This window comes from Arenimonas metalli CF5-1, assembly GCF_000747155.1.
Lineage (GTDB): Bacteria > Pseudomonadota > Gammaproteobacteria > Xanthomonadales > Xanthomonadaceae > Arenimonas > Arenimonas metalli.
Genome location: NZ_AVCK01000006.1, coordinates 41,860 through 63,717 on the forward strand (window position 1 = coordinate 41,860; position 21,858 = coordinate 63,717).

Annotated in this window: 25 protein-coding genes; 10 read left to right on the plus strand and 15 right to left on the minus strand. The window is 71.4% G+C overall.

Annotated features, from left to right (window positions below):
- Positions 1 to 4: 4 nt before the first annotated feature.
- Positions 5 to 523, plus strand: coding sequence for an adenine phosphoribosyltransferase (locus tag N787_RS02020; protein ID WP_052575042.1), 519 nt, complete (start codon positions 5 to 7; stop codon positions 521 to 523).
- A gap of 1 nt (position 524) precedes the next feature.
- Here the strand turns inward: N787_RS02020 and N787_RS02025 are convergent, their stop codons facing one another.
- From N787_RS02025 to oxyR, 5 genes are all read right to left on the minus strand, one after another.
- On the minus strand, positions 525 to 1,163 hold the full coding sequence (locus tag N787_RS02025; RefSeq protein WP_052575043.1) for a hypothetical protein: 639 nt from the start codon (positions 1,161 to 1,163) through the stop codon (positions 525 to 527).
- Positions 1,163 to 1,744, minus strand: a complete 582-nt coding sequence (locus N787_RS02030; protein WP_034210399.1) for a DUF3501 family protein — start codon at positions 1,742 to 1,744, stop codon at positions 1,163 to 1,165. The genes N787_RS02025 and N787_RS02030 overlap by 1 nt, the downstream gene beginning before the upstream one ends.
- Positions 1,745 to 1,751: 7 nt before the next feature.
- Positions 1,752 to 2,183: a rubrerythrin family protein gene (locus N787_RS02035; RefSeq protein ID WP_034210400.1), complete on the minus strand. Its 432-nt coding sequence runs from the start codon at positions 2,181 to 2,183 to the stop codon at positions 1,752 to 1,754.
- A gap of 85 nt (positions 2,184 to 2,268) precedes the next feature.
- A complete protein-coding gene (gene rnk / locus N787_RS02040; RefSeq protein ID WP_034210449.1) occupies positions 2,269 to 2,667 on the minus strand; it encodes a nucleoside diphosphate kinase regulator in 399 nt (132 codons plus the stop codon).
- Between the two features lie 94 nt (positions 2,668 to 2,761).
- The gene (oxyR, locus tag N787_RS02045) at positions 2,762 to 3,712 is read right to left on the minus strand and encodes a DNA-binding transcriptional regulator OxyR (RefSeq protein WP_052575044.1); all 951 of its coding nucleotides are present in this window, start codon (positions 3,710 to 3,712) and stop codon (positions 2,762 to 2,764) included.
- A gap of 181 nt (positions 3,713 to 3,893) precedes the next feature.
- Between oxyR and ahpC the strand changes: the two genes are divergently transcribed.
- The 4 genes from ahpC (at position 3,894) to prmC (ending at position 7,601) form a co-directional block, all read left to right on the plus strand.
- The gene (ahpC, locus tag N787_RS02050) at positions 3,894 to 4,457 is read left to right on the plus strand and encodes an alkyl hydroperoxide reductase subunit C (RefSeq protein ID WP_034210402.1); all 564 of its coding nucleotides are present in this window, start codon (positions 3,894 to 3,896) and stop codon (positions 4,455 to 4,457) included.
- A gap of 77 nt (positions 4,458 to 4,534) precedes the next feature.
- A complete protein-coding gene (gene ahpF, locus N787_RS02055) occupies positions 4,535 to 6,124 on the plus strand; it encodes an alkyl hydroperoxide reductase subunit F (RefSeq protein WP_034210404.1) in 1,590 nt (529 codons plus the stop codon).
- 66 nt (positions 6,125 to 6,190) lie between these two features.
- Positions 6,191 to 6,757, plus strand: a complete 567-nt coding sequence (locus N787_RS15285) for a Pycsar system effector family protein (RefSeq protein WP_052575045.1) — start codon at positions 6,191 to 6,193, stop codon at positions 6,755 to 6,757.
- A 4-nt stretch (positions 6,758 to 6,761) separates the two neighbouring features.
- Positions 6,762 to 7,601 (plus strand): peptide chain release factor N(5)-glutamine methyltransferase, encoded by an 840-nt coding sequence (prmC, locus tag N787_RS02065; RefSeq protein WP_425387838.1) that lies wholly within the window; start codon positions 6,762 to 6,764, stop codon positions 7,599 to 7,601.
- Here the strand turns inward: prmC and dxs are convergent, their stop codons facing one another.
- From dxs to N787_RS02080, 3 genes are all read right to left on the minus strand, one after another.
- Positions 7,602 to 9,506, minus strand: coding sequence for a 1-deoxy-D-xylulose-5-phosphate synthase (dxs, locus tag N787_RS02070; protein WP_034210408.1), 1,905 nt, complete (start codon positions 9,504 to 9,506; stop codon positions 7,602 to 7,604). It abuts the gene before it with no gap.
- A gap of 139 nt (positions 9,507 to 9,645) precedes the next feature.
- On the minus strand, positions 9,646 to 10,713 hold the full coding sequence (locus tag N787_RS14180; RefSeq protein WP_052575046.1) for a hypothetical protein: 1,068 nt from the start codon (positions 10,711 to 10,713) through the stop codon (positions 9,646 to 9,648).
- 83 nt (positions 10,714 to 10,796) lie between these two features.
- On the minus strand, positions 10,797 to 11,444 hold the full coding sequence (locus N787_RS02080) for an HNH endonuclease (protein ID WP_084590575.1): 648 nt from the start codon (positions 11,442 to 11,444) through the stop codon (positions 10,797 to 10,799).
- An 89-nt stretch (positions 11,445 to 11,533) separates the two neighbouring features.
- Here N787_RS02080 and pip point away from each other — a divergent pair, with 89 nt between their 5' ends.
- Positions 11,534 to 12,475: a prolyl aminopeptidase gene (gene pip / locus N787_RS02085; RefSeq protein ID WP_034210409.1), complete on the plus strand. Its 942-nt coding sequence runs from the start codon at positions 11,534 to 11,536 to the stop codon at positions 12,473 to 12,475.
- An 89-nt stretch (positions 12,476 to 12,564) separates the two neighbouring features.
- On the opposite strand, the gene N787_RS02090 is transcribed toward pip, so the two are convergent.
- From N787_RS02090 to N787_RS02100, 3 genes are read right to left on the minus strand one after another with little or no spacing between them, the layout of a single operon-like run.
- The gene (locus tag N787_RS02090; protein ID WP_034210410.1) at positions 12,565 to 13,101 is read right to left on the minus strand and encodes an NUDIX hydrolase; all 537 of its coding nucleotides are present in this window, start codon (positions 13,099 to 13,101) and stop codon (positions 12,565 to 12,567) included.
- A gap of 16 nt (positions 13,102 to 13,117) precedes the next feature.
- Positions 13,118 to 13,999 (minus strand): 5'-3' exonuclease, encoded by an 882-nt coding sequence (locus N787_RS02095; RefSeq protein ID WP_034210411.1) that lies wholly within the window; start codon positions 13,997 to 13,999, stop codon positions 13,118 to 13,120.
- Complete coding sequence (locus N787_RS02100; protein ID WP_034210412.1) at positions 13,996 to 14,562, minus strand: nitroreductase family protein; 567 nt, start codon at positions 14,560 to 14,562, stop codon at positions 13,996 to 13,998. The genes N787_RS02095 and N787_RS02100 overlap by 4 nt, the downstream gene beginning before the upstream one ends.
- Before the next feature lie 132 nt (positions 14,563 to 14,694).
- On the opposite strand from N787_RS02100, the gene N787_RS02105 reads away from it, so the two are divergent.
- Both N787_RS02105 and N787_RS02110 read left to right on the plus strand, forming a co-directional pair.
- Positions 14,695 to 16,920 (plus strand): DUF1631 family protein, encoded by a 2,226-nt coding sequence (locus N787_RS02105; protein WP_034210413.1) that lies wholly within the window; start codon positions 14,695 to 14,697, stop codon positions 16,918 to 16,920.
- 112 nt (positions 16,921 to 17,032) lie between these two features.
- Positions 17,033 to 18,130 (plus strand): NAD(P) transhydrogenase subunit alpha, encoded by a 1,098-nt coding sequence (locus N787_RS02110; RefSeq protein WP_034210414.1) that lies wholly within the window; start codon positions 17,033 to 17,035, stop codon positions 18,128 to 18,130.
- A gap of 2 nt (positions 18,131 to 18,132) precedes the next feature.
- On the opposite strand, the gene N787_RS02115 is transcribed toward N787_RS02110, so the two are convergent.
- The 3 genes from N787_RS02115 to N787_RS02125 are packed head-to-tail and all read right to left on the minus strand — an operon-like array spanning position 18,133 to position 19,531.
- Positions 18,133 to 18,618, minus strand: coding sequence for a DUF3106 domain-containing protein (locus N787_RS02115; protein WP_084590576.1), 486 nt, complete (start codon positions 18,616 to 18,618; stop codon positions 18,133 to 18,135).
- Positions 18,618 to 18,986, minus strand: a complete 369-nt coding sequence (locus N787_RS02120; RefSeq protein ID WP_052575048.1) for a hypothetical protein — start codon at positions 18,984 to 18,986, stop codon at positions 18,618 to 18,620. Before N787_RS02120 ends, N787_RS02115 begins: the two co-directional genes overlap by 1 nt.
- Positions 18,983 to 19,531: an RNA polymerase sigma factor gene (locus N787_RS02125; protein WP_034210415.1), complete on the minus strand. Its 549-nt coding sequence runs from the start codon at positions 19,529 to 19,531 to the stop codon at positions 18,983 to 18,985. The genes N787_RS02120 and N787_RS02125 overlap by 4 nt, the downstream gene beginning before the upstream one ends.
- Positions 19,532 to 19,691: 160 nt before the next feature.
- Here N787_RS02125 and N787_RS02130 point away from each other — a divergent pair, with 160 nt between their 5' ends.
- Both N787_RS02130 and N787_RS02135 read left to right on the plus strand, forming a co-directional pair.
- Positions 19,692 to 19,988, plus strand: a complete 297-nt coding sequence (locus N787_RS02130) for an NAD(P) transhydrogenase subunit alpha part 2 (RefSeq protein ID WP_034210416.1) — start codon at positions 19,692 to 19,694, stop codon at positions 19,986 to 19,988.
- On the plus strand, positions 19,985 to 21,376 hold the full coding sequence (locus N787_RS02135; protein ID WP_034210417.1) for an NAD(P)(+) transhydrogenase (Re/Si-specific) subunit beta: 1,392 nt from the start codon (positions 19,985 to 19,987) through the stop codon (positions 21,374 to 21,376). Before N787_RS02130 ends, N787_RS02135 begins: the two co-directional genes overlap by 4 nt.
- A 22-nt stretch (positions 21,377 to 21,398) precedes the next feature.
- Here the strand turns inward: N787_RS02135 and N787_RS02140 are convergent, their stop codons facing one another.
- Positions 21,399 to 21,821 (minus strand): hypothetical protein, encoded by a 423-nt coding sequence (locus tag N787_RS02140; protein ID WP_034210419.1) that lies wholly within the window; start codon positions 21,819 to 21,821, stop codon positions 21,399 to 21,401.
- Positions 21,822 to 21,858: the final 37 nt, after the last annotated feature.

Consider the following 21,858-nt stretch of genomic DNA (forward strand, 5'->3'; position numbering starts at 1 on the left):
GCCGGTGGCGCCGTTCGCGTCGCTGGTGCGCGAGATCGTCGACTTCCCCAAGCCGGGCATCCGGTTCAAGGACATCAGTCCGCTGTTGGCCGACGGGCCCGGTTTCGCGGCCGCCATCAGCGCGATGGCCGAGCCGTGGCGCGATGCGCGCCTGCAGGCGGTGGTCGGCATCGAGGCGCGGGGCTTTATCCTCGGTGCGCCCTTGGCCCGCGAGCTCGGCGTCGGCTTCGTGCCGGTGCGCAAGCCGGGCAAGCTGCCGGGCGCGGTGATCGAGGAAAGCTACGCGCTCGAGTACGGCACCGACCGCCTGCAGGTTCACCGCGACGCCTTGCCCGCCGGCGCGCGCGTGCTGCTGGTGGACGACGTGCTGGCCACGGGCGGCACGCTGGCGGCCGCGGCACGGCTGGTGTCCCGGCTGGGGCTGGAGCTGGTGGGTGGCGCGGTGCTGATGGAGCTGGCCGTGCTCGACGGTCGCCGCCACTGGACCTCGAGCGCGCCGCTGCTGGCCACGCTGCGCTACTGAGTCAGTACGACGCCAGCGCGCACACGTACACCACTTCGCAGCCGCCGTTGCCGCTGTCCTCGCGGCTGAGCGAGCTGCGCCAGGTCCAGCCATCGGCGCCGCGCACTTCCACCAGCCAGCCGCGCAGGCGCACGGTCTGGCCTGGCCGCACCCGCGACAGCGCTTCGGCGACGCTCGCATCGGCGGGGATCATGTGCATGTTGGCGCTGCTGGCGATGATCTCGTCCAGCGGCAGCGGCGGGCCGTCGCTGCCCCAGCGGTAGAAATACCAGCGGCCCGACTGCCAGATGTCCAGCGGTTCGTAGAACTCCTCGCGCGCCATGCGGCCCCAGCCCAGCGCGAGGTCGGTGGGCGAGAGCGCCGCGTTGCGATCGAAGCGGTAGTCCTCGCGCGCCAGCACCCTGGCCTCGATCGCGAAGCCGGCGAGTGGCGAGACCTCGTGCCCGGCGAGCCGGAACGGCGGCATCGCCGGCGAGGCGGGCGTCTGCAGGGGCGCGCGGAGATCCACCTGGCCTTCCGGCGGCACGCAGCGCACCGCGGCACCCTCGCGCATCGCCCGCGGCGCGTCGTCGTCGCGTGCGCCGGCCCACAGCAGCGCCGCCAGCGCCGCCGCGATCAGGATCCAGAGCCAGCGCGGCATCAGTCGAAATCCTCGGCCAGCGCTTCGCGCGTGATCGCGTCGAGCGTGGTTTCCACGGGCAGGCGGTCGTCGGCGATGCCGAAGGCGAGGGCGTCGCCGGCACGGATCGCGGCGATCGCGGCCGGCGCGAATTCGAAGCGCAGGAAATGAACGGCCGAGGTCTTGCCGCCCTCGCTGCGCGGCAGGTCTTCGTCGGCGATCGCGAACACCGGCGTCCGCGCGCCGACCCGCGCATAGACGCGGTGCTCGACGCCGCCCAGCGCGCCCAGCGCCTGCTGGCGCGCAGCCGCATCGGCAAAGGCGAACATCAGCGTGGCCTTGAGGTTGGCGCCGTCGGGCACCAGCGGGTTGTAGGCGGCCAGCTCGTCGTCGATGGCACCGGCGTCGGCCAGGCGTTCGACCCGCAGCATTTCCTGCACCTGGAACTGCACCGTCAGCCGGTCCTCGAACAGCAAAGTGGCGTAATCGCCCAGCGCGACCCGGCGCCGCTGCTTGTGCGCGGCCAGGCGCGCGCGCAGTGCCGGGCGCACCGCCGCGTACGCCTCGGGCGAGAGCAGGCCGGCGCGGGTCAGCTTCTGCATCGGGGGTTCAGGGCGTGGCCTGTGCCGCCAGCTCGTCGAGCGCCTTCTGGAAGCGGTTGGCGTGCGAGCGCTCGGCCTTGGCCAGGGTCTCGAACCAGTCGGCGATCTCGTCGAAGCCTTCCTCGCGCGCGGTGCGGGCCATGCCGGGGTACATGTCGGCGTATTCGTGGGTCTCGCCGGCGATCGCCGAGCGCAGGTTGTCGAGCGTGCCGCCGAAGGGCAGGCCGGTGGCGGGGTCGCTGCAGGACTCGAGGTATTCGAGGTGGCCGTGCGCGTGGCCGGTCTCGCCCTCGGCGGTGGAGCGGAACACCGAGGCGATGTCGGTGTGGCCCTCGACGTCGGCCTTCTGCGCGAAGTAGAGGTAGCGGCGGTTGGCCTCGGCCTCGCGGGTGAAGGCCAGCTTGAGGTTTTCCTCGGTGCGGGTGCCCTTGGGGCTCATCGTGTCACCTGTTCGCGGGGCCGGGGCGGGGCCCGGAGGCCCCGACTATTGCCGCGCCCGGCCGGCGATGCAAGACACCCTTGGCTCAGGCCGCGGCGACCACCGAGGTCACGCGCAGGCGCAGCGCCCGGCCGCCCGGCGCCTGCCAGTCGATGGCCTGGCCGACCGACAGCCCCAGCAGCGCGCTGCCCACCGGGGCCAGCACCGACACGCGGCCGGTGGCCACGTCCGCGTCCTGCGGGAAAACCAGCGTGAACTGGTGCGTTTCGCCGCTCACCTCGTCGACGCAGGTGACGGTGGCGTTCATGGTCACCACGTCGCCCGGCACCTGTTCGGCCGGCAGCACGCGCGCGCGCTCGAGCTCGGCGCCGAGCGACTGCGCCGCGGGCAGGCCGCGCAGCGCCGGCGACTCCAGCATCTGCTCGAGGCGGGCGAGGTCGACGTTGCCCAGGGTGATCGGGGGCAGGGTGGTCTGCGATGGCATGGCGTCCTCCAAAAAGTAAACGGGCGGCGCGCCTGGCGCACCGCCCGGGTGTGTACGAATTGTTCGGATACCGTAGCCCGCGCGGCCGTGGGGTTCAAGCCCCGGCGCGGCGCTTGCCGCGCGCGGCGGCGCTGGTCTGCTTCGGCGGATCGAGCAGGCCGGGCGGCAGGTCGCGCAGCACTTCGGCCAGCTGGTGCAGGAAGCCGCCCATCGCCGAACTCTTGCGCCAGGCCAGGGCGAGCTTGCGCGATGGCGGCGGGTTGCCGAACTCGAGCAGCCGGATGTTCTCGGACGGCGACACCGGCGGCTTCACCGCGAGCATCGGCAGCAGCGTCACGCCGACGCCGGCCGCGACCATCTGGCGCAGGGTCTCCAGGCTGGTGGCGCGGAAGCCCTCCTTTTCGCCGGCGCCGGCCAGGCTGCACACGGCCAGTGCCTGGTCGCGCAGGCAGTGGCCTTCCTCGAGCAGCAGCAGGTGCTGGTCGCTGAGTTCGGCCAGGCGCAGGTCGCGGTGGCCGGCGAGCGGGTGGCCCTCGGGCACGGCGAGCATGAAGGGTTCCTCGAACAGGAAAGCCGTCTCCAGCCAGTCCTCGTGCAGCGGCAGCGCCAGCACGGCGGCGTCGAGCTTGCCGTCGCGCAGCAGGTGCAGCACGGCCTCGGTTTTTTCTTCCACCAGCAGCAGTTCGAGGCGCGGGAAACGGGCGCGTATGCGCGGCACCACGTGCGGCAGCAGGTAGGGGCCGAGCGTGGGGAAGAAGCCGATGCGCACGCTGCCCGCTTCGGGGTCGCTGGTGCGGCGCGCGGTTTCGCGCATCTGCTCGACCTCGGCCAGCACGCGGCGGGCGCGGGCGGCGATGTCGTGGCCGGCCGGCGTCAGCATCACGTGCCGCGGCGCGCGCTCGACCAGCGAGACGCCGAGCTCGTCCTCGAGCTTCTTGATCTGCGTGGACAGGGTGGGCTGGCTCACGTGGCAAGCGTCGGCGGCGCGCCCGAAATGCCGCAGTTCCGCCAGGGCCACCAGGTATCGCAGGTCGCGCAGGTTCATCGGGATTGCCGCCGCCTATGGATGCGGAGCCAGTAATGCGCCTTGGAAATGGGTTTGTCGAGCCATAAATATACAAAACCTATCAAAATGATTGAATCAATCTAATTTTCACATTGATAGGTTTTGTCTAATATTCACGCAAGTTTCGATTTACCTCCCCCTCCAACCCAAGGAACCCCCCATGTCCCTGATCAATACCGAAGTGAAGCCGTTCAAGGCCCAGGCCTTCCACAACGGCAAGTTCGTCGAAGTGACCGAGGCCAGCCTGAAGGGCAAGTGGTCCGTGCTGATCTTCATGCCGGCCGCCTTCACCTTCAACTGCCCGACCGAGGTCGAGGACGCGGCCGCGAACTACGGCGAGTTCCAGGCCTCCGGCGCCGAGGTCTACATCGTCACCACCGACACCCACTTCTCGCACAAGGTTTGGCACGAGACCTCGCCGGCCGTGGGCAAGGCGAAGTTCCCGCTGGTCGGCGACCCGACCCACCAGCTGACCCGCGCCTTCGACGTGCACATCGAGGAAGAGGGCCTGGCCCTGCGCGGCACCTTCATCATCAATCCGGAAGGCGTGATCAAGACCGCCGAGGTCCACGACAACGCCATCGCCCGCGACGTCACCGAGACCCTGCGCAAGCTCAAGGCCGCGCAGTTCGTCGCCGCCAACCCCGGCCAGGTCTGCCCGGCCAAGTGGAAGGAAGGCCAGAAGACCCTCGCCCCGTCGCTGGACCTGGTCGGCAAGATCTGACCCCCGCAGCAAGGACGGGGTCAGGTCCGGTACCTGGCCCCGTTTTTTTTTCGCCCCCCATTCCCCGGAGCCACGCCATGCTCGACGCCACCCTGAAGACGCAGCTTTCGGCCTACCTCGAGAAGCTGCAGCTGCCCATCGAACTGCGCGCCTCGCTAGACGACGGCGACGCGTCGCGGGAGCTGCAGGCGCTGCTCGTGGAGATCGCCTCCCTTTCCGACAAGATCACCTTCGCGCGCACCGACGACGATGCGCGCCGGCCCTCGTTCGAGATCCTGCGCAGCGGCACCGACACCTCGGTGCGTTTCGCCGGCATCCCGATGGGCCATGAATTCACTTCGCTCGTGCTCGCGCTGCTGCAGGTCGGCGGCCATCCCTCGCGCGAATCCCAGGAGCTGCTGGCGCAGATCGCCGCGCTCGAGGGCGAGCACCGCTTCGAATGCTATTTCTCGCAGTCCTGCCAGAACTGCCCCGACGTGGTGCAGGCGCTGAACCTGATGGCGGTGCTGAACCCGGGCATCACCCACGTGGCGATCGATGGCGCGCTGTTCCAGGCCGAGGTCGAGGCGCGCCAGGTGATGGCCGTGCCCACGGTCTACCTCAACGGCGAGGTGTTCGGCGCCGGGCGCATGAGCCTGGCCGAGATCGTCGGCAAGCTCGACACCGGTGCCGCCGCCCGCGAGGCGCGCGCGCTCGACGAAAAGGCGCCCTTCGACGTGCTGGTGGTCGGCGGCGGCCCCGCCGGCGCCGCGGCGGCGATCTACGCCGCGCGCAAGGGCATCCGCACCGGCGTCGCGGCCGAGCGCTTCGGCGGGCAGGTGCTGGACACGATGGGCATCGAGAACCTGATCTCGGTAGCCGAGACGGAAGGGCCGAAGCTCGCCGCCGCGCTGGAGCAGAACGTGCGCGCCAACGACGTGGACGTGATGAACGGCCAGCGCGCGGCGAAGCTGCTGCCCGCGGGTGACGACGGCCTCATCCGGGTCGAGCTGGCCAGCGGCGCCGTGCTCAAGTCGCGCACCGTCGTGCTCGGCACCGGCGCCCGCTGGCGCCAGATGGGCGTGCCGGGCGAGGAGCAGTACCGCAACAAGGGCGTGGCCTACTGCCCGCACTGCGATGGCCCGCTGTTCAAGGGCAAGCGCGTGGCGGTGATCGGCGGCGGCAACTCCGGCGTCGAGGCCGCGATCGACCTGGCCGGCATCGTCGCCCACGTCACCCTGGTCGAGTTTGACTCCAGGCTGCGCGCCGACGAGGTGCTGCAGCGCAAGCTGCGCAGCCTGGCCAACGTCACCGTGCTGGTGAACGCGCAGACCACCGAAGTGCTGGGCGACGGCGGCAAGGTCAGCGGCCTGGCCTGGCGCGACCGCCTGCTGGGCAGCGAGCACCGGCTCGAGCTCGAGGGAATCTTCGTGCAGATCGGCCTGCTGCCGAACACCGAATGGCTCATGGGCACGGTCGAGCTCAGTGCCCGCGGCGAGATCGTCATCGACGAGCGCGGCCAGACGTCGGTGCCTGGCGTCTTCGCCGCCGGCGATGCCACCACGGTGCCGTACAAGCAGATCGTGGTCGCGATGGGCGCGGGTTCGACCGCGGCGCTCGGCGCGTTCGACCACCTGATCCGCGCCCCGCTCCGGTCGGTCGGCGGCACGTTGTCGGCCGCGGCCTGAGCCGGGCAATCGCGCCGGCCCGCGCGGCCGGCGCTATGATGGCGCGGTCCCGAGAGGATCGCGCCCATGCCCCCCGCTGAAACACCCACGCCGGCCGAGGTCGAGAAGCTGTTCGCGGCCGTGCCCGAGCGCAACACCGGCGACACCCTGCTGCGCACGATGCAGATGCACCACGTGCAGCTGTCGGCGATGGCCGACACCAAGGCCAACATCATCATCACCATGTCGTCGATCGTGCTGACGCTGGTGCTGGGCCGCCTGAACGACCCGGTGCTGCGCACCGCCTCGCTCACGCTGGCCGCCTTCACCCTGCTGGCGCTGCTGCTGGCCGTGCTGGCGGTGCTGCCCAAGTACCGGCCGCTGAAGCTGGTGGACGACAAGATCCCGCCGCAGTTCAACCTGCTGTTCTTCGGCCACTTCGCCGAGCTGCCGCGCGAGCGCTTCCTGGCCGAGATCGCCGGCGCGCTGAAGTCCGACGGTTCGGCGTACGAGACCATGGCGCGCGACACCTATGCGCTGGGCTGGTACCTGGCGCACCACAAGTACCGCTACCTGCGGCTTTCGTATCTCTTCTTCCTGGCCGGCTTCCTGCTGGCCTGCATGGTCCAGGTCGCCAGCCTGCTGGCGGGTTGAGTTGGTGACGCTCGCCAACGCCTTGCGCGACGCCGCGTCGCGACTGCCCGGCGACGCCGCGCGGCTGGAGGCCGAGCTGCTGCTCGCGCACGCCATGCAGCGCCCGCGCAGCTGGTTCTACGCGCACGCCAGCGACGTGCTCGATGCCGCCGATGCGGAGGCGTTCGAGGCGCTGGTGCGGCGCCGGCTGCACGGCGAGCCGGTGGCGCAGATCACCGGCCAGCGCGGCTTCTGGTCGCTCGAACTCGCCGTCACCGCCGACACCCTGATCCCGCGCCCCGAAACCGAGCGGCTGGTCGAGCTGGCGCTGGACCGGATGCCGCGCGCGGAGCCGCTGCGCGTGCTCGACCTTGGCACCGGCACCGGCGCCATCGCGCTGGCGATCGCCAGCGAGCGGCCGCTGGCCGAGGTCACCGCCACCGACGCCAGCGCCGCCGCGCTCGCGGTGGCCGCCGGCAACGCGCGCGATGCCGGGTTGCCGGTGCGCTTCCTGCCCGGCGACTGGTTCGCCGCCGTCCCGCGCGAACAGTTCGACCTCGTGCTGAGCAATCCGCCCTATCTCGCCGACGACGACCCGCACCTGCAGCAGGGAGACCTTCGCTTCGAGCCGCGCAGTGCGCTGGCGTCCGGCGCCGACGGGCTGGACGCCATCCGCGCGATCAGCGCCGGTGCGCCCGCGCACCTGGCGCCGGGCGGCTGGCTGCTGGTCGAGCATGGATTCGAGCAGGGCGAGGCGGTGCGCGCCCTGTTCCGTGCGGCCGGGCTGGAGCAGGTGGCGACCGAGCGCGACCTCGAGCACCGCGACCGCGTCACGCTGGGCCGCAGGCCGCGCGACGCCGGCTGATCAGCCGGCCTGCACCCGCGGCGCGGCCGAGGCCAGGGCGGGCCAGCGCGCGAGCAGCGAAGCGCGGATGCCTTCGGCGTCGAGGCCGGCCTCGGCCAGCAGCTGTTCGCGGCTGGCGTGTTCCTGGTAGCGGTCCGGCAGGCCCAGGTGCAGCACGGGCAGGGTGATGCCTTCGGCGGCCAGCAGCTCGGCGACGCCGCTGCCGGCGCCGCCCATGATCGCGTTGTCCTCGAGCGTCACGATCGCATCGTGGCTGCGCGCCAGTTCGAGCACCAGCGTGCGGTCGAGCGGCTTGACGAAGCGCATGTTGGCGACCGTGAGGCCCAACTCCTTGCCGACCTTTTCCGCCGGCGGCACCAGCGCGCCGAACGCCAGCAGCGCGACGCGGCCGCCGCGCTGGCGCAGCTCGGCCTTGCCGATCGGGAGTACGTCGAGCGAGGGCTGCACGGCCACGCCCGGGCCGGTGCCGCGCGGGTAGCGCACCGCGGCCGGGCCGGGGTGGCGGTAGCCGGTGCTCAGCATCTGCCGGCACTCGTTCTCGTCGGCTGGCGCCATCACCACCATGTTCGGGATGCAGCGCAGGAAGCTGAGGTCGAAGCTGCCGGCGTGGGTGGCGCCGTCCGGGCCGACCACGCCGCCGCGGTCGATCGCGAACAGCACGTCCAGGCCCTGCAGCGCCACGTCGTGCACCAGCTGGTCGTAGCCGCGCTGCAGGAAGGTGGAATAGATCGCGACCACGGGCTTGGCGCCTTCGCAGGCCATGCCCGCGGCCAGCGTCACCGCGTGCTGCTCGGCGATGGCGACGTCGAAGTAGCGCGCCGGGTATTCCCTGCTGAAGCGCACCAGGCCCGAGCCCTCGCGCATCGCCGGGGTGATGCCCATCAACTGCGCGTCGGCCGCGGCCATGTCGCAGAGCCAGTCGCCGAACACCTGGGTGTAGGTGGGCTTGGCCGGCGCAGCCTTCTTGACGATGCCGACGCTGGGGTCGAAGGGACCCACCGCGTGGTATTCGATCTGGTCGCCCTCGGCCAGCTCGTAGCCCTTGCCCTTGGTGGTGATCACGTGGATCAGCTGCGGGCCCTTGAGGCCCTTGAGCGTCTTCAGCGCGGCCAGCATCGCCGGGATGTCGTGGCCGTCGATCGGGCCGGTGTAGTGGAAGCCCATTTCCTCGAACAGCGTGGAGGGCACGAACATGCCCTTCCAGTGTTCTTCCCAGCGGCGCATGAAGCGCGCGGCGGGGCGGCGCTTGTCGCCGAGCAGCTTCTTGCCGCTTTCGCGGATGGCGTTGAGCGTGCGGCTGCCCGAGAGCCGGCCGAGCATGCGGGTCAGGCCGCCCACGTTCTCGGAGATCGACATGCGGTTGTCGTTGAGCACCACCAGCAGGTTCGGCTCGGGATCCATGCCGCCGCCGTGGTTGAGCGCCTCGAAGGCCATGCCGGCGGTCATCGCGCCGTCGCCGATCACGGCCACCACCTTGCGCTCGTCGCCGCGCGCCTGCAGCGCGATCGCCATGCCCAGCGCGGCCGAGATCGAGGTCGAACTGTGGCCGACCCCGAAGGTGTCGTACTCGCTTTCCTCGCGGCGCGGGAACGGCGCCACGCCGTCCTTCTGCTTGACGGTGTGGATGCTGTCTCGGCGGCCGGTGAGGATCTTGTGCGGGTAGCACTGGTGGCCGACGTCCCAGACCAGGCGGTCGACCGGGGTGTCGTAGAGGTAGTGCAGGGCGACGGTCAGCTCGATCACGCCCAGGCCGGCACCGAAGTGGCCGCCCGACTGGGACACGGTCTCGATCAGGTAGGCACGCAGTTCGTCGGCGATCGCGGGCAGTTCGGCTTCGGGGAACTGGCGCAGGTCGGCCGGGTGCGTGATCTTCGAGAGGCGCGGGTAGCGCTGGGAGTCCATCAGGGCTCGGGCGTGGAAGGGTGGTGCAAATTGTCCGGCACCCGCCCCGGGGGAGCAAGGCGAAGGCGCGGCCCGCGTTCAGGCTCGCGGCGTGCGACGGTATGGAACACGGGGGCGGTCTCGCGACCGGCCCCCGCGGATGTCAGCGGCGGAAGCGGCCCAGCAGGCCACCCTTGGCGGCATCGGCGGCCGGCGGCGGACCGCTTTCCGGTTCGGCCACGCCGGTGGCAAGGCAGGCGTTGACGTAATCGATCACCTCGGCCAGCGTCACGCCGCTCTGCTCGGCGATCTCGGTGAGCAGGGCCGGGCCCTTCATCATCACGGTGGCGATGCGGAAGTGCTTGGGGAATTCGCGCTCGGTCTGCGGCCAGCGCAGCAGCTTGTATTTCTCGTTCGGGCCGAAGCCCGGGGCGAGCGCACCGTTGCCGCCGCTGAGCGCGCACAGCCAGGCCAGGCGCGACCAGGGCTGGCTGCCGCCGAGGCTGGCGGCCAGCGCGGGCAGTTCCGCCGCGGGCACCGGCGCCAGGTCGGACTCGCGGATCACGGCGGCGCAGTAGGGCAGCAGCGGCTTCAGCGCGGAACCGGACAGGTAGGTCTGGGTGCCCGGATCAAGCACCAGGTCCGGCGCGCCCGCCCGCTGCAGCCGCACGGGGCCGGCGAGGGCACCCGGACGCAGGTAATCCGCGAGGCGCGGATCGGCCGGCGGCGGGACGAAGGCGGGCTGTTCCGAGGTCGTCCGCGCGGCGACCGGCGCGGGCTCGGCCGGCGCGGGGGCCGGTGCGGCTGCCGGCGCAGGTGCCGCCGGGGCGGCCACGGGTTCGGGCTGGGGTGCGGCCGCGGCGGGCACCGGCGCGGGGGCCGCCGGCGTCGCTTCGGGGCGCAGTGCCGACACCGGGTCCGGCGTGCCGGCCTCGATCTGCTTGAACAGCGCGGCAATCGCCTCGGCGGTCACCGGGCGGTGCAGCACGTAGTCGGTATCCACGCGGCCGCCGGCGGTCAGCGCCACCAGCACCTTGCCGCTGCCGATGGCCTTCATCAGGCTCATCTGGCCGTACATGGAGTCCATGTCGATGACGAGGACGCCGGCTTCGGTCTCCGGCGTGAGCAACCAGCGGTTGCCGGTGCTGGCGTTGGCCTGCTTGAAGCGGGCGGTGACTTCGGCCTCTTCCGCTTTCGACAGGCCGGCGAAACAAATGCTGTGAGTGGTCATTACTGGTCTTCCCCCTGATCACGCCCGGCGTCGCGGCGTGAAGGCCGGCAGTGTCGGTTGCCGGCCCGGGCCGCGTCAAATGCTCAGCTGAGCCGGGGCGGGCGCTTGGGCAGGTGGTGCTTCAGGAAGGCCATCTGGTCGGCCAGGATGTGGCGGTTCGACAGGATCAGGTGCTCGACCCAGCTGGGCCGGTAGGGCACGGCCAGGAGCGGCATGCCCGCCTGCTGCGGGGTGCGGCCGCCCTTGCGGGAATTGCAGTGGAAGCAGGCGCAGACCACGTTCTCCCAGATGTCGCGGCCGCCGCGGGAGACCGGGACCACGTGGTCGCGGGTCAGCGAGTGGCGGCCGAACTCGCGGCCGCAGTACAGGCAGAGGTTGGCATCGCGGGCGAACAGCGCCGTGTTGGTGAGCGCGGGCGAGGGCGACAGGCCGGTGCTGCGGGCGTGACTGCGCCCGGCGACGATCGGATGCAGCTGGATGATGCTCTGCTCGCCGCTGAGCCGGTTGGTACCGCCGTGCACGGTGAGGCAGGGGTCGCCGAGGGTCCAGGCCACCGCGCCGCGCACGTACAGGCAAACGGCATCCTGCCAGTGCATCCAGTCGAGTATGCGGCCGTGGGCATCGAGGGAAAGGACGCGGGGCAGTCGGCTTTCACGGGCGGAAGCGGGCCCGGCCGGGGGGAGTGCGGTCCCGGAACCCACCAGACTCAGATGCGTTGGCCCTGTGCCCATGACAGGCCGAGCATACGCCATGCCGATGACAGTTCAAGGGGTGCGCGCGGGCTAGAATCAGCGCGGACTCCAGCCAACGAGGCGACCGAATGCGCGGCCTGTACCCCGAGATCGAACCCTACGACAGCGGCACCCTCGCGGTGGACGGCCGGCACCGGATCTTCTACGAACAGTGCGGCAACCCCGCCGGCAAGCCGGTGGTGCTGCTGCACGGCGGCCCCGGTGCGGGCTGCGGCGCCAAGATGCGCCGCTTCCACGACCCGTCGCGCTACCGGATCATCCTGTTCGACCAGCGCGGCAGCGGCCGCTCGACGCCGCACGCCGACCTCGTCGACAACACCACGTGGGACCTGGTCGCCGACATCGAGAAACTGCGCAAGCACCTGGGCGTCGACCGCTGGCAGGTGTTCGGCGGCAGCTGGGGTTCCACCCTGGCGCTGGCCTACGCCGAGGCGCACCCGGGCCAGGTCACCGAGTTGGTGCTGCGCGGCATCTTCATGCTGCGACGCTGGGAGCTGGAGTGGTTCTACCAGGAGGGCGCGTCGCGCCTGTTCCCGGAGGCGTGGGACAAGTACCTGGCGCCGATCCCGGTGGTCGAGCGCCACGACCTGATGAGCGCCTACCACCGCCGGCTCACTTCCGATGACGAGGCCACGCGCCTGGCCGCGGCGCGGGCCTGGTCGGTGTGGGAGGCAAGCACCAGCTTCCTGCGCCAGGACGAGGCCTTCATCAACAGCCACGAGGATGCGCACTTCGCGCTCAGCTTCGCCCGCATCGAGTGCCACTACTTCGTCAACGGCGGCTTCTTCGACGCCGACGACCAGCTGCTGCGCGATGCGCACCGCCTCAAGGGCATCCCGGGCGTTATCGCGCACGGCCGCTACGACGTGGTGTGCCCGGTGCAGAACGCCTGGGACCTGAAGAAAGCCTGGCCCGAGGCGAAGCTGGAGATCGCCCCGAATTCCGGCCACTCCGCCTTCGAGGAAGAACTCACCGACATCCTGGTCCGCGCCACCGACGCCTTCCGCTGACACTTCCCGCTCCCTGTGGGAGGGACTTCAGTCCCGAAGCTTTTTGACGAAGGGCTTCGGGACTGAAGTCCCTCCCACAGGGAGCGGGATCAGGCCGGGCTGCCGTCGGGGTTCTTGTCGAGCAGCCAGAGGCCGGCCCAGAGCTTCGGGTCCATCGAATAGCCCTCGGCCATCTTGGCGGTGAGCCAGCGCGGGGCGTCGGCGACCGGCACTTCGTGCACGGTGATGTTCTCGGAGGCGTCGCCGCCGCCGGCGTGGATGCGGGTGAGGCCGCGGGCGCGCACGAAGGCGATCATCTCGTTGCTCATGCCCGAGCTGGTAGGGCCGACCATCAGCACCTTCACTTCGTCGGCCTGCCAGCCGGTTTCCTCGAGCAGCTCGCGGCGCGCGGCGGCTTCCATCGTGTCGTGCGCGTCGAGGTCGCCGACCAGGCCGGCGGGCATCTCGATGGTGGGCGCATTCATCGGGATGCGGAACTGTTCGACGAACAGCAGCTTGTCCTCCGGCGTCACCGCGATGACGATCACCGCGCTGCCGGCGTTGGTGCGCTCGGCGTATTCCCAGTGGCCCTTGCGCACCAGCCGCAGGTACTGGCCTTCGCACATCGTGGTCGCGGGTTCGGTCATCGGGTCCTCGGTGGGGTCAGGCCGACATCAGCCGGCGGCGGGTCATGGGGCCGAAGCGCAGGTCCTCGGCCAGCGCTTCGAGCGCGGCGGCCTCGGGCGCATTCCGCTCCGCGGCGCCGAAGCCGGCCGGCAGCGGCGCGTTGACGTCGATGGTCGCCAGGCGGCGTGACAGCAGCGCGATGTCGCGGTGCTCGGCGAGGCGCGCGGCGTGCTGGGCGCTGCCGCGCATGCGCAGGTAGGGCACTTCCGCCAGCCGCTGGTAGAGCTCGTCGAGGCTGCCGAAGTGGCCGAGCAGGATCGCGGCGGTCTTGGGCCCGATGCCCGGCACGCCGGGGATATTGTCGATGGCGTCGCCGGTCAGGCCAAGGAAATCGGCCACCTGGTGCGCGTGCACGCCCATCCTTGCCTTGACGCCGTCGGCGCGCCAGCGCACGTCCTTGGCGTAGTCCCACTGCTCGTCGTCGCCGTCGAGCAGCTGCGAGAGGTCCTTGTCGGCCGAGATGATCAGCCCGGCGTGGCCGGCGCGGCGGACCTGGCCTAGCGCGGCGCCGATCAGGTCGTCGGCCTCGAAGCGGCCGTCAGCCAGCACCGGCAGGCCGAGCGCGCGGCACAGGCGCTGGCAGTAGGCGAACTGGCGCTTGAGCTCGTCCGGCGCCGCGTCGCGGTTGGCCTTGTAGGCCGGGTAGATCTCGTTGCGGAAATTCGAGTCCAGCGATTCGTCGAAGGCGATGGCGATCCGCGCCGGCTTCTGCCGCTCCAGCAGCTCGAGCAGGAAGCGCGCGAAGCCGTGCACCGCGTTGACCGGCCAACCCTCGCGGTCCTCGAATTCCGGCGGCATCGAATGCCAGGCCCGGAACACGTAGAGGCTGGCGTCGACCAGGTGGACCGGGCCGCTCATGGCGTCCAGTCGCCCAGCAGGGCGGCGGCATCGGGGCGCTGGCGCTCGGGCGCTTCCTCGGACGGCGTGCCGACGTGGATGAAGCCGAGCACGGTCTCGTCCGGCCCCAGGCCCAGCCGCGCCGTGACCACCGGGTCGTAAGCGGCCCAGCCGGTCAGCCACTGCGCGCCGAAACCCAGCGCCTGCGCGGCCTGCAGCAGGGCGAAGCAGACCGCGCCGCCCGACAGAAGCTGCTCCTGCACGGGCACCTTGTGGCCCGGCGTCAGGCGGCCGACCACGGCCAGCACCACCGGCGCGTGCGAGAACCGCTGGCGGTCCTTCTCGACCGCCGCTGCAGGCGCCTGCGGGTCGCGCTCCACGGCACGGGCGGCCAGAAGCTCGCCAAGCGTGTCCCGGGCCAGGCCCTGGATGCGAAGGAAGCGCCACGGCGCCAGCTTGCCGTGGTCCGGGACCCGGACGGCCTCGGTTAGCATGGCCAGGACCTGGTCGTGGCTGGGGCCGGGCTCGCCAAGCAGTCGGGAGGGCACGGAGCGGCGCCGGCGCAGGAATTCGAACGGGTTCATGAAGGCGAGGTTACCATTCACCCCACGCAGACCGCCGTCCGTGGGTTTTGCGAACCGGTTCACAGAAGGAACGTGCGACCCTCGCCACACTGGCACCCGTAGCGCGTAGTCCCCCCGGACGTGCAGAGGCCCATGAGCAACAACACCTTCCAGCAAGCTTCGCCGCCCCAGCCCGTCAACACCCGGGACCTCGTCCAGGCGATGCGGCGGCGCAGCACCGAACACCTCCAGACCGTCCTGGCGCGCGTGTTCGCGCGCGCGGACGACTGGTTGTTCGACCTCGCGAAGAAGGACGGCGTACCCGACGGCTCGCCCTACCTGCACGCCATGCGCGCGCTGCGCACCTCGCGCGCGCCGATCGAGCGCGGCTTCCGCGACCACCTCGACCGCGGCTTCGAGGGCCTGGGGCGCCAGCTCCGGGAGCCCGGCCAGCCCGAGGGCACGCCCGAACTCACCCTGCTCGAAGAAAGCGAACTCGAGCAGCACCTCGCGACCAACCTGATCGCCGAGGCCATCACCCGCATCCACGGCAACCAGCTCGACGAGCTGGCCGCCCGGCTGGCCCGCATGCTGGGCCTGGCCACGCTCGACCCCGAGCACAGCCCGCTCAGCGCGCACGGCCTGGCCGGCGCCATCCGCAAGGCCCAAGACGGCGTCGAAGTGCCGCCGGACGTGCGCATGGTGCTGTTCAAGTACTACGAGCGCGAGCTGATCCACGACCTGCGCGAGCTGCTGACCGACCTCAACGCCCGCCTCGCCGCCGCCGGCTTCAACCCGGCCGGCGTGCAGAAGCCGGCGCCGCGCCCGGCCCCCGCGCCGCCGCCGCCCTCGGCCGACGGCTATGCCGGCGCGGTGTCCGATTACGGCGCCGCAGGGGCGGCGGGCGGTCCGCAGGAAGACCGCGCCGTGTTCGATGCGTTGCTGCAGCTGCTGCACAGCTGGCGGCCGGGCAACCAGCCGGGCGCCGCGCAGGGCCGCGCGAATCCCGACCAGCGCCCGCTGGCGGCGCCGGAAATGATGTCGGTGCTGTCCCTGCTGCAGTCCAGCGTGCCGAACTCGGTCACCGAGGCGATCAACCGCCCGGAGGCCTCGCTGGCCGTGCTGCTCAAGAACGAGCTGCTCCAGAGCGCGGGCCGCATCGGCCTGCCGCCGGACAAGGTGAGCATGAGCCAGGACGACGAGGACGCGGTCGACCTGGTCGGCATGCTCTTCGACGTGATGTTCGACGAGCGCGATTTCGAACAGGCCTCGCGCACGCTGATCTCGCGCCTGGTGGTGCCGTTCGTGAAGGCCGCGGTGATGGACCGCCGCCTGTTCCTGTACAAGACCCACCCGGCGCGCCGCCTGCTCAACTCGCTGGCCGAAGCCTGCGAGGGCAACCGCGGCGAGGGCCCGCAGGAGCGCGAGCTGCTGCAGAAAGCCGAGAGCACCGTCGATCGCCTGATCGCCGAGTTCAACGAAGACATCGCCATCTTCGAGACCCTCGAGCAGGAACTGCGCTCCTTCCTCGACCAGCACCGCCGCCGCGTCGAGCTGGCCGAGCGCCGCGCCGCCGAGGCCCAGCGTGGCCAGGAGCGCCTGGAGCAGGCCCGCGAACTGGCCGCCAAGGAGCTCGAGCAGCGCGTGCAGGGCCTCAAGCCCACGCCCGCCATGGAAGATTTCCTGGGTCGCTGCTGGACCCACCACCTGTCCATGATCGCGCTGCGCGAAGGCGCCGAGAGCGGCTCGTGGCAGACCGCGCTCACCGTGGCCGACCGCCTGCTGGCGCTGCTGCCGCGCGATGGCGTGCCGGGCGCCCCGGTGGGTCCGGCCATGCAGTCCCTGCGCGAGCCGATCGAAACCGTGCTGGCCAGCTCGGGCATCACCGGCGAAGCCGCGCAGGACCAGATCAACGCGCTGGCCACCAGCCTCGAGCTGCTGGCGATGGGCCAGACGCCGCCGCCCGTGGCGCCGCCGGTCGAGAACGTCATCAACCTGCCCGAACGCCGGAGCCCGGCGACCCTGGCCGCCACCGCGGCACTGGCCGACCTCAAGCCCAAGCTCGAGGTGGTGGGCGGCCGCGACGACCTCGAGGTCAGCGAGTCCGACGTCGAGCAGATGCGCCAGCTCAAGGTCGGCACCTGGATCCACATCGCCGGCGAGGATGGCAAGCACCACCCGGTCAAGCTGTCCTGGATCAGCCCGATCTCGGCCCGCCTGATGTTCGTCAACCGTCGCGGCGTCCGCGTGCTGGTGGCCTCGGTGGAGGAGCTGGCCGCGATGAAGCAGGAAGGCAACCTGCTGGTGCGCGAGCAGGAAAACGTCTTCGACCAGGTCCTGCACCGGGTCATGGGCAAGCTCAAGACCGAAGCCAACTGAGGCGGCGGCCGCGAGGCCGACCGCCCCCGGCTGCCAGGCCCTTCGTCCGACCCTGCCGCGTCCCGGCGGCTTCCGGTAGCATCGACCCCATTCGCTCCGGGGAGTCGCATGCATGGCGGTCAGCATCGTATTGGTCCGTGAATCCGCCAGCGGCGAGCGCCGCGTCGCGATGTCGCCCGAGACCGCGAAGAAGTTCACCGCCCTCGGCGCGCGCCTGCTGCTGCAGCGCGGGGCCGGCCTGCCGGCGCACTTCACCGACGCGGCCTACGCCGGGGCCGAGTTCACCGACGACGCGGACGCGGCGCTGGCCGAGGCCGACGTGCTGGTCTGCGTGCAGCCGCCCGACAACGCGCGGCTGGCGCGCATGAAGCCCGGCGCGGTCGTGGTCGGCCTGCTGGCGCCGCACGCCGACCCGGCCCGCGTGGACACGCTGGTGTCTTCGCGGCTCACCGGGTTCTCGCTGGAACGGCTGCCGCGCACCACGCGTGCGCAGGCCATGGACGTGCTGAGTTCGCAGGCCGGCATGGCCGGCTACAAGGCCGTGCTGATCGCCGCCCAGCTGGCCCCGCGCTACTTCCCGATGCTGACCACCGCCGCCGGCACCATCCGCCCCTCGAAGGTGCTGATCGTCGGCGCCGGCGTCGCCGGCCTGCAGGCCATCGCCACCGCGCGCCGGCTCGGCGCCCAGGTCGAAGGCTTCGACGTGCGCCCGGAAACGCGCGAGCAGATCGAATCCCTCGGCGGCAAGTTCCTCGACCTCGGCGTCAGCGCGGCGGGCGAGGGCGGCTACGCGCGCGAACTCACCGCGGACGAGCGCGCCGAACAGCAGCGCCGCCTCGCCGAACACCTCAAGTCGGTGGACGTGATCGTCACCACCGCCGCGGTGCCGGGCCGACCGGCGCCGAAGATCATCACGGCGGCGATGGTGGCCGGCATGAAGCCCGGCAGCGTCATCGTCGACCTCGCCGCCGAGACCGGCGGCAACTGCGAGCTGACCCGCCCGGGCGAAACGATCGAGTCCGGCGGCGTCACCCTCGCCGGCCCGCTGAACCTGCCCAGCCAGGGCAGCCTGCACGCCAGCGAGATGTACGCCCGCAACGTCTACAACTTCCTGGCGCTGTCGCTCAAGGACGGCCAGCTCACGCTCGATTGGAACGACGAACTCATCGCCAAGACCTGCCTCGCCCACGCGGGCGAGCGTCGCGCCTGACCTCAGTCGGCGTCGGCAGGCGGCGGGGAAATCGCGGGGCCGCCGGTTTGCAGCCAGGCGCGGCGTTGTTCCGGGCTCATGTCGTGCCAGCGCTTGCGCAGGGCGCGCTGCTCTTCGGCAGGCAGGGTGCGCAGGGCCCGCAGGCTGGCACGCATTTTTTCACGCAGCTCCGGCGGCAGGTCGTGGAAATTACGGGCGCCGGCGCGCAGCTTCTCGCGCTGTTCGGGCGTCATCGCTTCCCAGCGTGCCTTGCGCTCCACCCACTCAAGCGCGCGCACGCGGCGGGAGGCGGGGAGCTGGTCCCAGTCATCCCGAAGGCGGGCTAGGGCCGCCTGCTGGCCGGGGCTGAGTTCATTCCAGGCGGGCACGCGCACGCCGGCGGGCACCGGCGTCGGGCCGTGGTCGTGGGGGCGGTCGCCGCGCGCGTCGTGCGCCGCGGCCTGGCTGGCCAGCAGCAGCCCCAGCGCCAGTGCGGACACTGCACGCATCACGGGCGCGGACCCGCGGCGGTGGCGACCGGCGCGTCGGCCAGCCAGATGTAGAGTTCGGGGTCTTCCTCGGCCAACAGGGTGTCGAACTCCGCCGCGGGCACCGGGGCCACGGACAGGTCCGGCGCGTCCGGCGCCAGCGTGCCCGACGACGGCAGCCACCAGGCCACGCCCAACGCCAGCACCGCCGCGGCGAAGGCGCCCGCGGGCACCAACGCCGGCAAGCTGCGACGGGGCGGTTGCTGCGCCTCGTGGCGGGCGCGGCGCAGGCGGAAGGCGATGCCCTGGTCCAGGCGGTCGCTGGCGCGGTCGAACAGGTCGCGGGCGGCGTCGTGGATGGGGTCGCGGTCGCGGTCGGGGCGGCTCATCGCCAGTCCTCCAGGTGGGTTCGCAGGGCGGCCATCGCCCGCGAAAGATGTGTCTTCACCGAGCCATCGGAACAGCCCATGGCGGCGGCGGTCTCGGCCACGTCCAGGCCTTGGAGCTCGCGCAGCAGGTAGGCCTCGCGCTGTCGCCGCGGCAGCTGGCGCAGGGCCTTGCCGAGCGCAGCCCAGGCCGCGGCGTCGGCATGCCGGCGCGCGGGATCCTCGCTGGGGTCGGGCAGCATGTCCAGCGGATCGCCGGGCTCGTCCTCGCGCCGTCCCAGCACCGCCATCACCTTGCGACGCACGGTGTTGCGGCGGTGGCGGTCGGTGACCTGGCTGCGCAGGATCGACCAGAACAGCGGCGTCCATTCGGCGGCGGGGCGGTCGCGATAGCCCACCAGCTTGGCCATCGCGTCCTGCACCGCGTCCAGCGCGTCCTCGCGGTGGCCCAGCGCCAGTTCGGCCATGCGGAAGGCACGCCGCTCGACCGACGCCAGGAAGGCATCGAACTCGGCGGCCGGCGCGGAAGGGGCGGCGTCGAAAGGCATCACGGGCGGGCGGGGCGGGCGTCCATGCGGGTTTATAACGCATCGCCCCGGCATCGGTTGACCGTCCGCGGCCAAGGCCCGCCGGGCCGCCGCAGGCCCCTAGCCGCTGTTAAGCCAACGGTTATGATGGGGCCGTCGCGCATCCGCGCGGGGAGGGGACATGGACGGCTTCGTCGCGCTCTACATCTTCGTGCTCGCCGCCTTCACCGGCTACGAGATCATCGGCCGGGTGCCGGTGATCCTGCACACGCCGCTGATGTCCGGCTCCAACTTCGTGCACGGCATCGTGATGATCGGCGCGATGGTGGTGCTGGGCCACGCCGACACGACCCTGGAGAAGGTGATCGGCTTCCTGGCGGTGCTGATGGGCGCGGGCAACGCGGCCGGCGGCTACGTGGTCACCGAGCGGATGCTGGAGATGTTCAAGTCCTCGAAGAAGCCGGGGGCCGGCGCATGAGCGGCTGGCTGCTGCCGCTGGTCAAGGCCAGCTACTTCGTCGCCGCGCTGCTCTTCATCCTGGGCATCAAGCGCATGGCCTCGCCGGTCACCGCGCGCAGCGGCATCCAGTGGGCGGGCGCGGGCATGGTGGTGGCCACGGTCGCCACCTTCTTCCTGCCCGGCCTGCACAACCTCGGGCTGATCGCGCTGGCGGTCTTCCTGGGCACGGTCGTGGCCTGGGTCTCGGGCAAGCGCGTGGCCATGACCGACATGCCGCAGATGGTGGCGCTGTACAACGGCCTGGGCGGTGGTTCGGCCGCGGCGATCGGCGCCGTCGAACTGCTGAAGTTCTCCGACGCCGGCATGGCGCCCTCGCAGACCGCGCTGGTGCTGGCGGTGGTGGGTTCGCTGATCGGTTCGATCTCGCTCACCGGTTCGGTGATCGCCTGGGCCAAGCTCGACGGCCGGCTCGACAAGCGCTTCACCTTCCCGGGGCAGCAGGCGTTCAACGCATTGGTGTTCCTGGTGGCGATCGCGCTCGGCGCGCTCACCGTGTACGGCCTGGAGCAGCCGGTCATCATCGGGTTCTTCGTCACCGCCCTCGCGGTGGGCGTGCTGATGACGCTGCCGATCGGCGGCGCCGACATGCCCGTGGTGATCTCGCTCTACAACGCGCTGACCGGCCTGGCGGTGGCCTTCGAGGGCTACGTGCTGCAGAACGAGGCGCTGATCATCGCCGGCATGGTGGTCGGCGCGGCCGGCACCATGCTCACCCAGCTGATGGCCAAGGCGATGAACCGCTCGATCGCCAGCGTGCTGTTCGGCAGCTTCGGCCAGGCCGGCGAGGCGGCCGAGATCACCGGCGCGCAAAAGCCCATCGAGGCCGGCGACGTCGCCGCGATGATGGCCTACGCCGAGCGCGTCGTGATCGTGCCGGGCTATGGCCTGGCCGTGGCGCAGGCGCAGCACAAGGTGTGGGAGCTGACCCAGGTGCTGCTCAAGCGCGGCGTGAAGGTGCGTTTCGCGATCCACCCGGTGGCGGGCCGCATGCCCGGGCACATGAACGTGCTGCTGGCCGAGGCCGGCGTGCCCTACGACCTGATCGCGGACATGGACGACATCAACCCGGAGTTCCCGACCACCGACGTGTCGCTGGTGATCGGCGCCAACGACGTGGTGAACCCGGTGGCCAAGACCGACCCGGCCTCGCCGATCTTCGGCATGCCGATCCTGGACGTGGTGGCCTCGAAGAACACCATCGTGATCAAGCGCGGCAAGGGCACGGGCTTCGCCGGCATCGAGAACGCGCTTTTCTATGCCGACAACACCCGCATGCTCTACGGTGATGCGGCGGCGGCGGTGAGCCAGCTGGTGGCCGAACTCAAGTCGGTGGACGGCGGGCACTGAGCCCGCCGGGGCCGCGCTTCGGTCAGCGGCCGAGGCGCCAGGCCAGCGGCAGCGCCAGCAAGGCCCAGGCGATGTCCCAGCCCGAGGTGGTGTGGCGCAGCAGTTCGCCGAACAGCACCGGGCCCAGGCGCTGCGACGATTCCAGTGGGGTGAGCCCCAGCAGCAGCCCCATTTCGGTCGCGGCCATCATCCAGTACCCGAGTGCGATCGCGGCGGCGGTTCCCGCCACGGCAAGGCCGGCACGCAGCCGCCCGGCGGGAGCCGCGGCCAGCCGCAGCATCAGGGCGATGTCGAGCGCGGCTACCAGCGCCAGCCAGCCACTGGGGGTCCGGAAGTGCAGGTAGGCGGCGAGCCAGACGGCCACCATGCCCAGGATGCCCACGGCCAGGGCCAGGAGCGGCAGTAGCCAGTGGCGGGCGGACTTGGAACGTTCCGTTGGCGGCAAGGCGGTTTCCGGGGCGGGCGACGGGCTAAAATAGCCG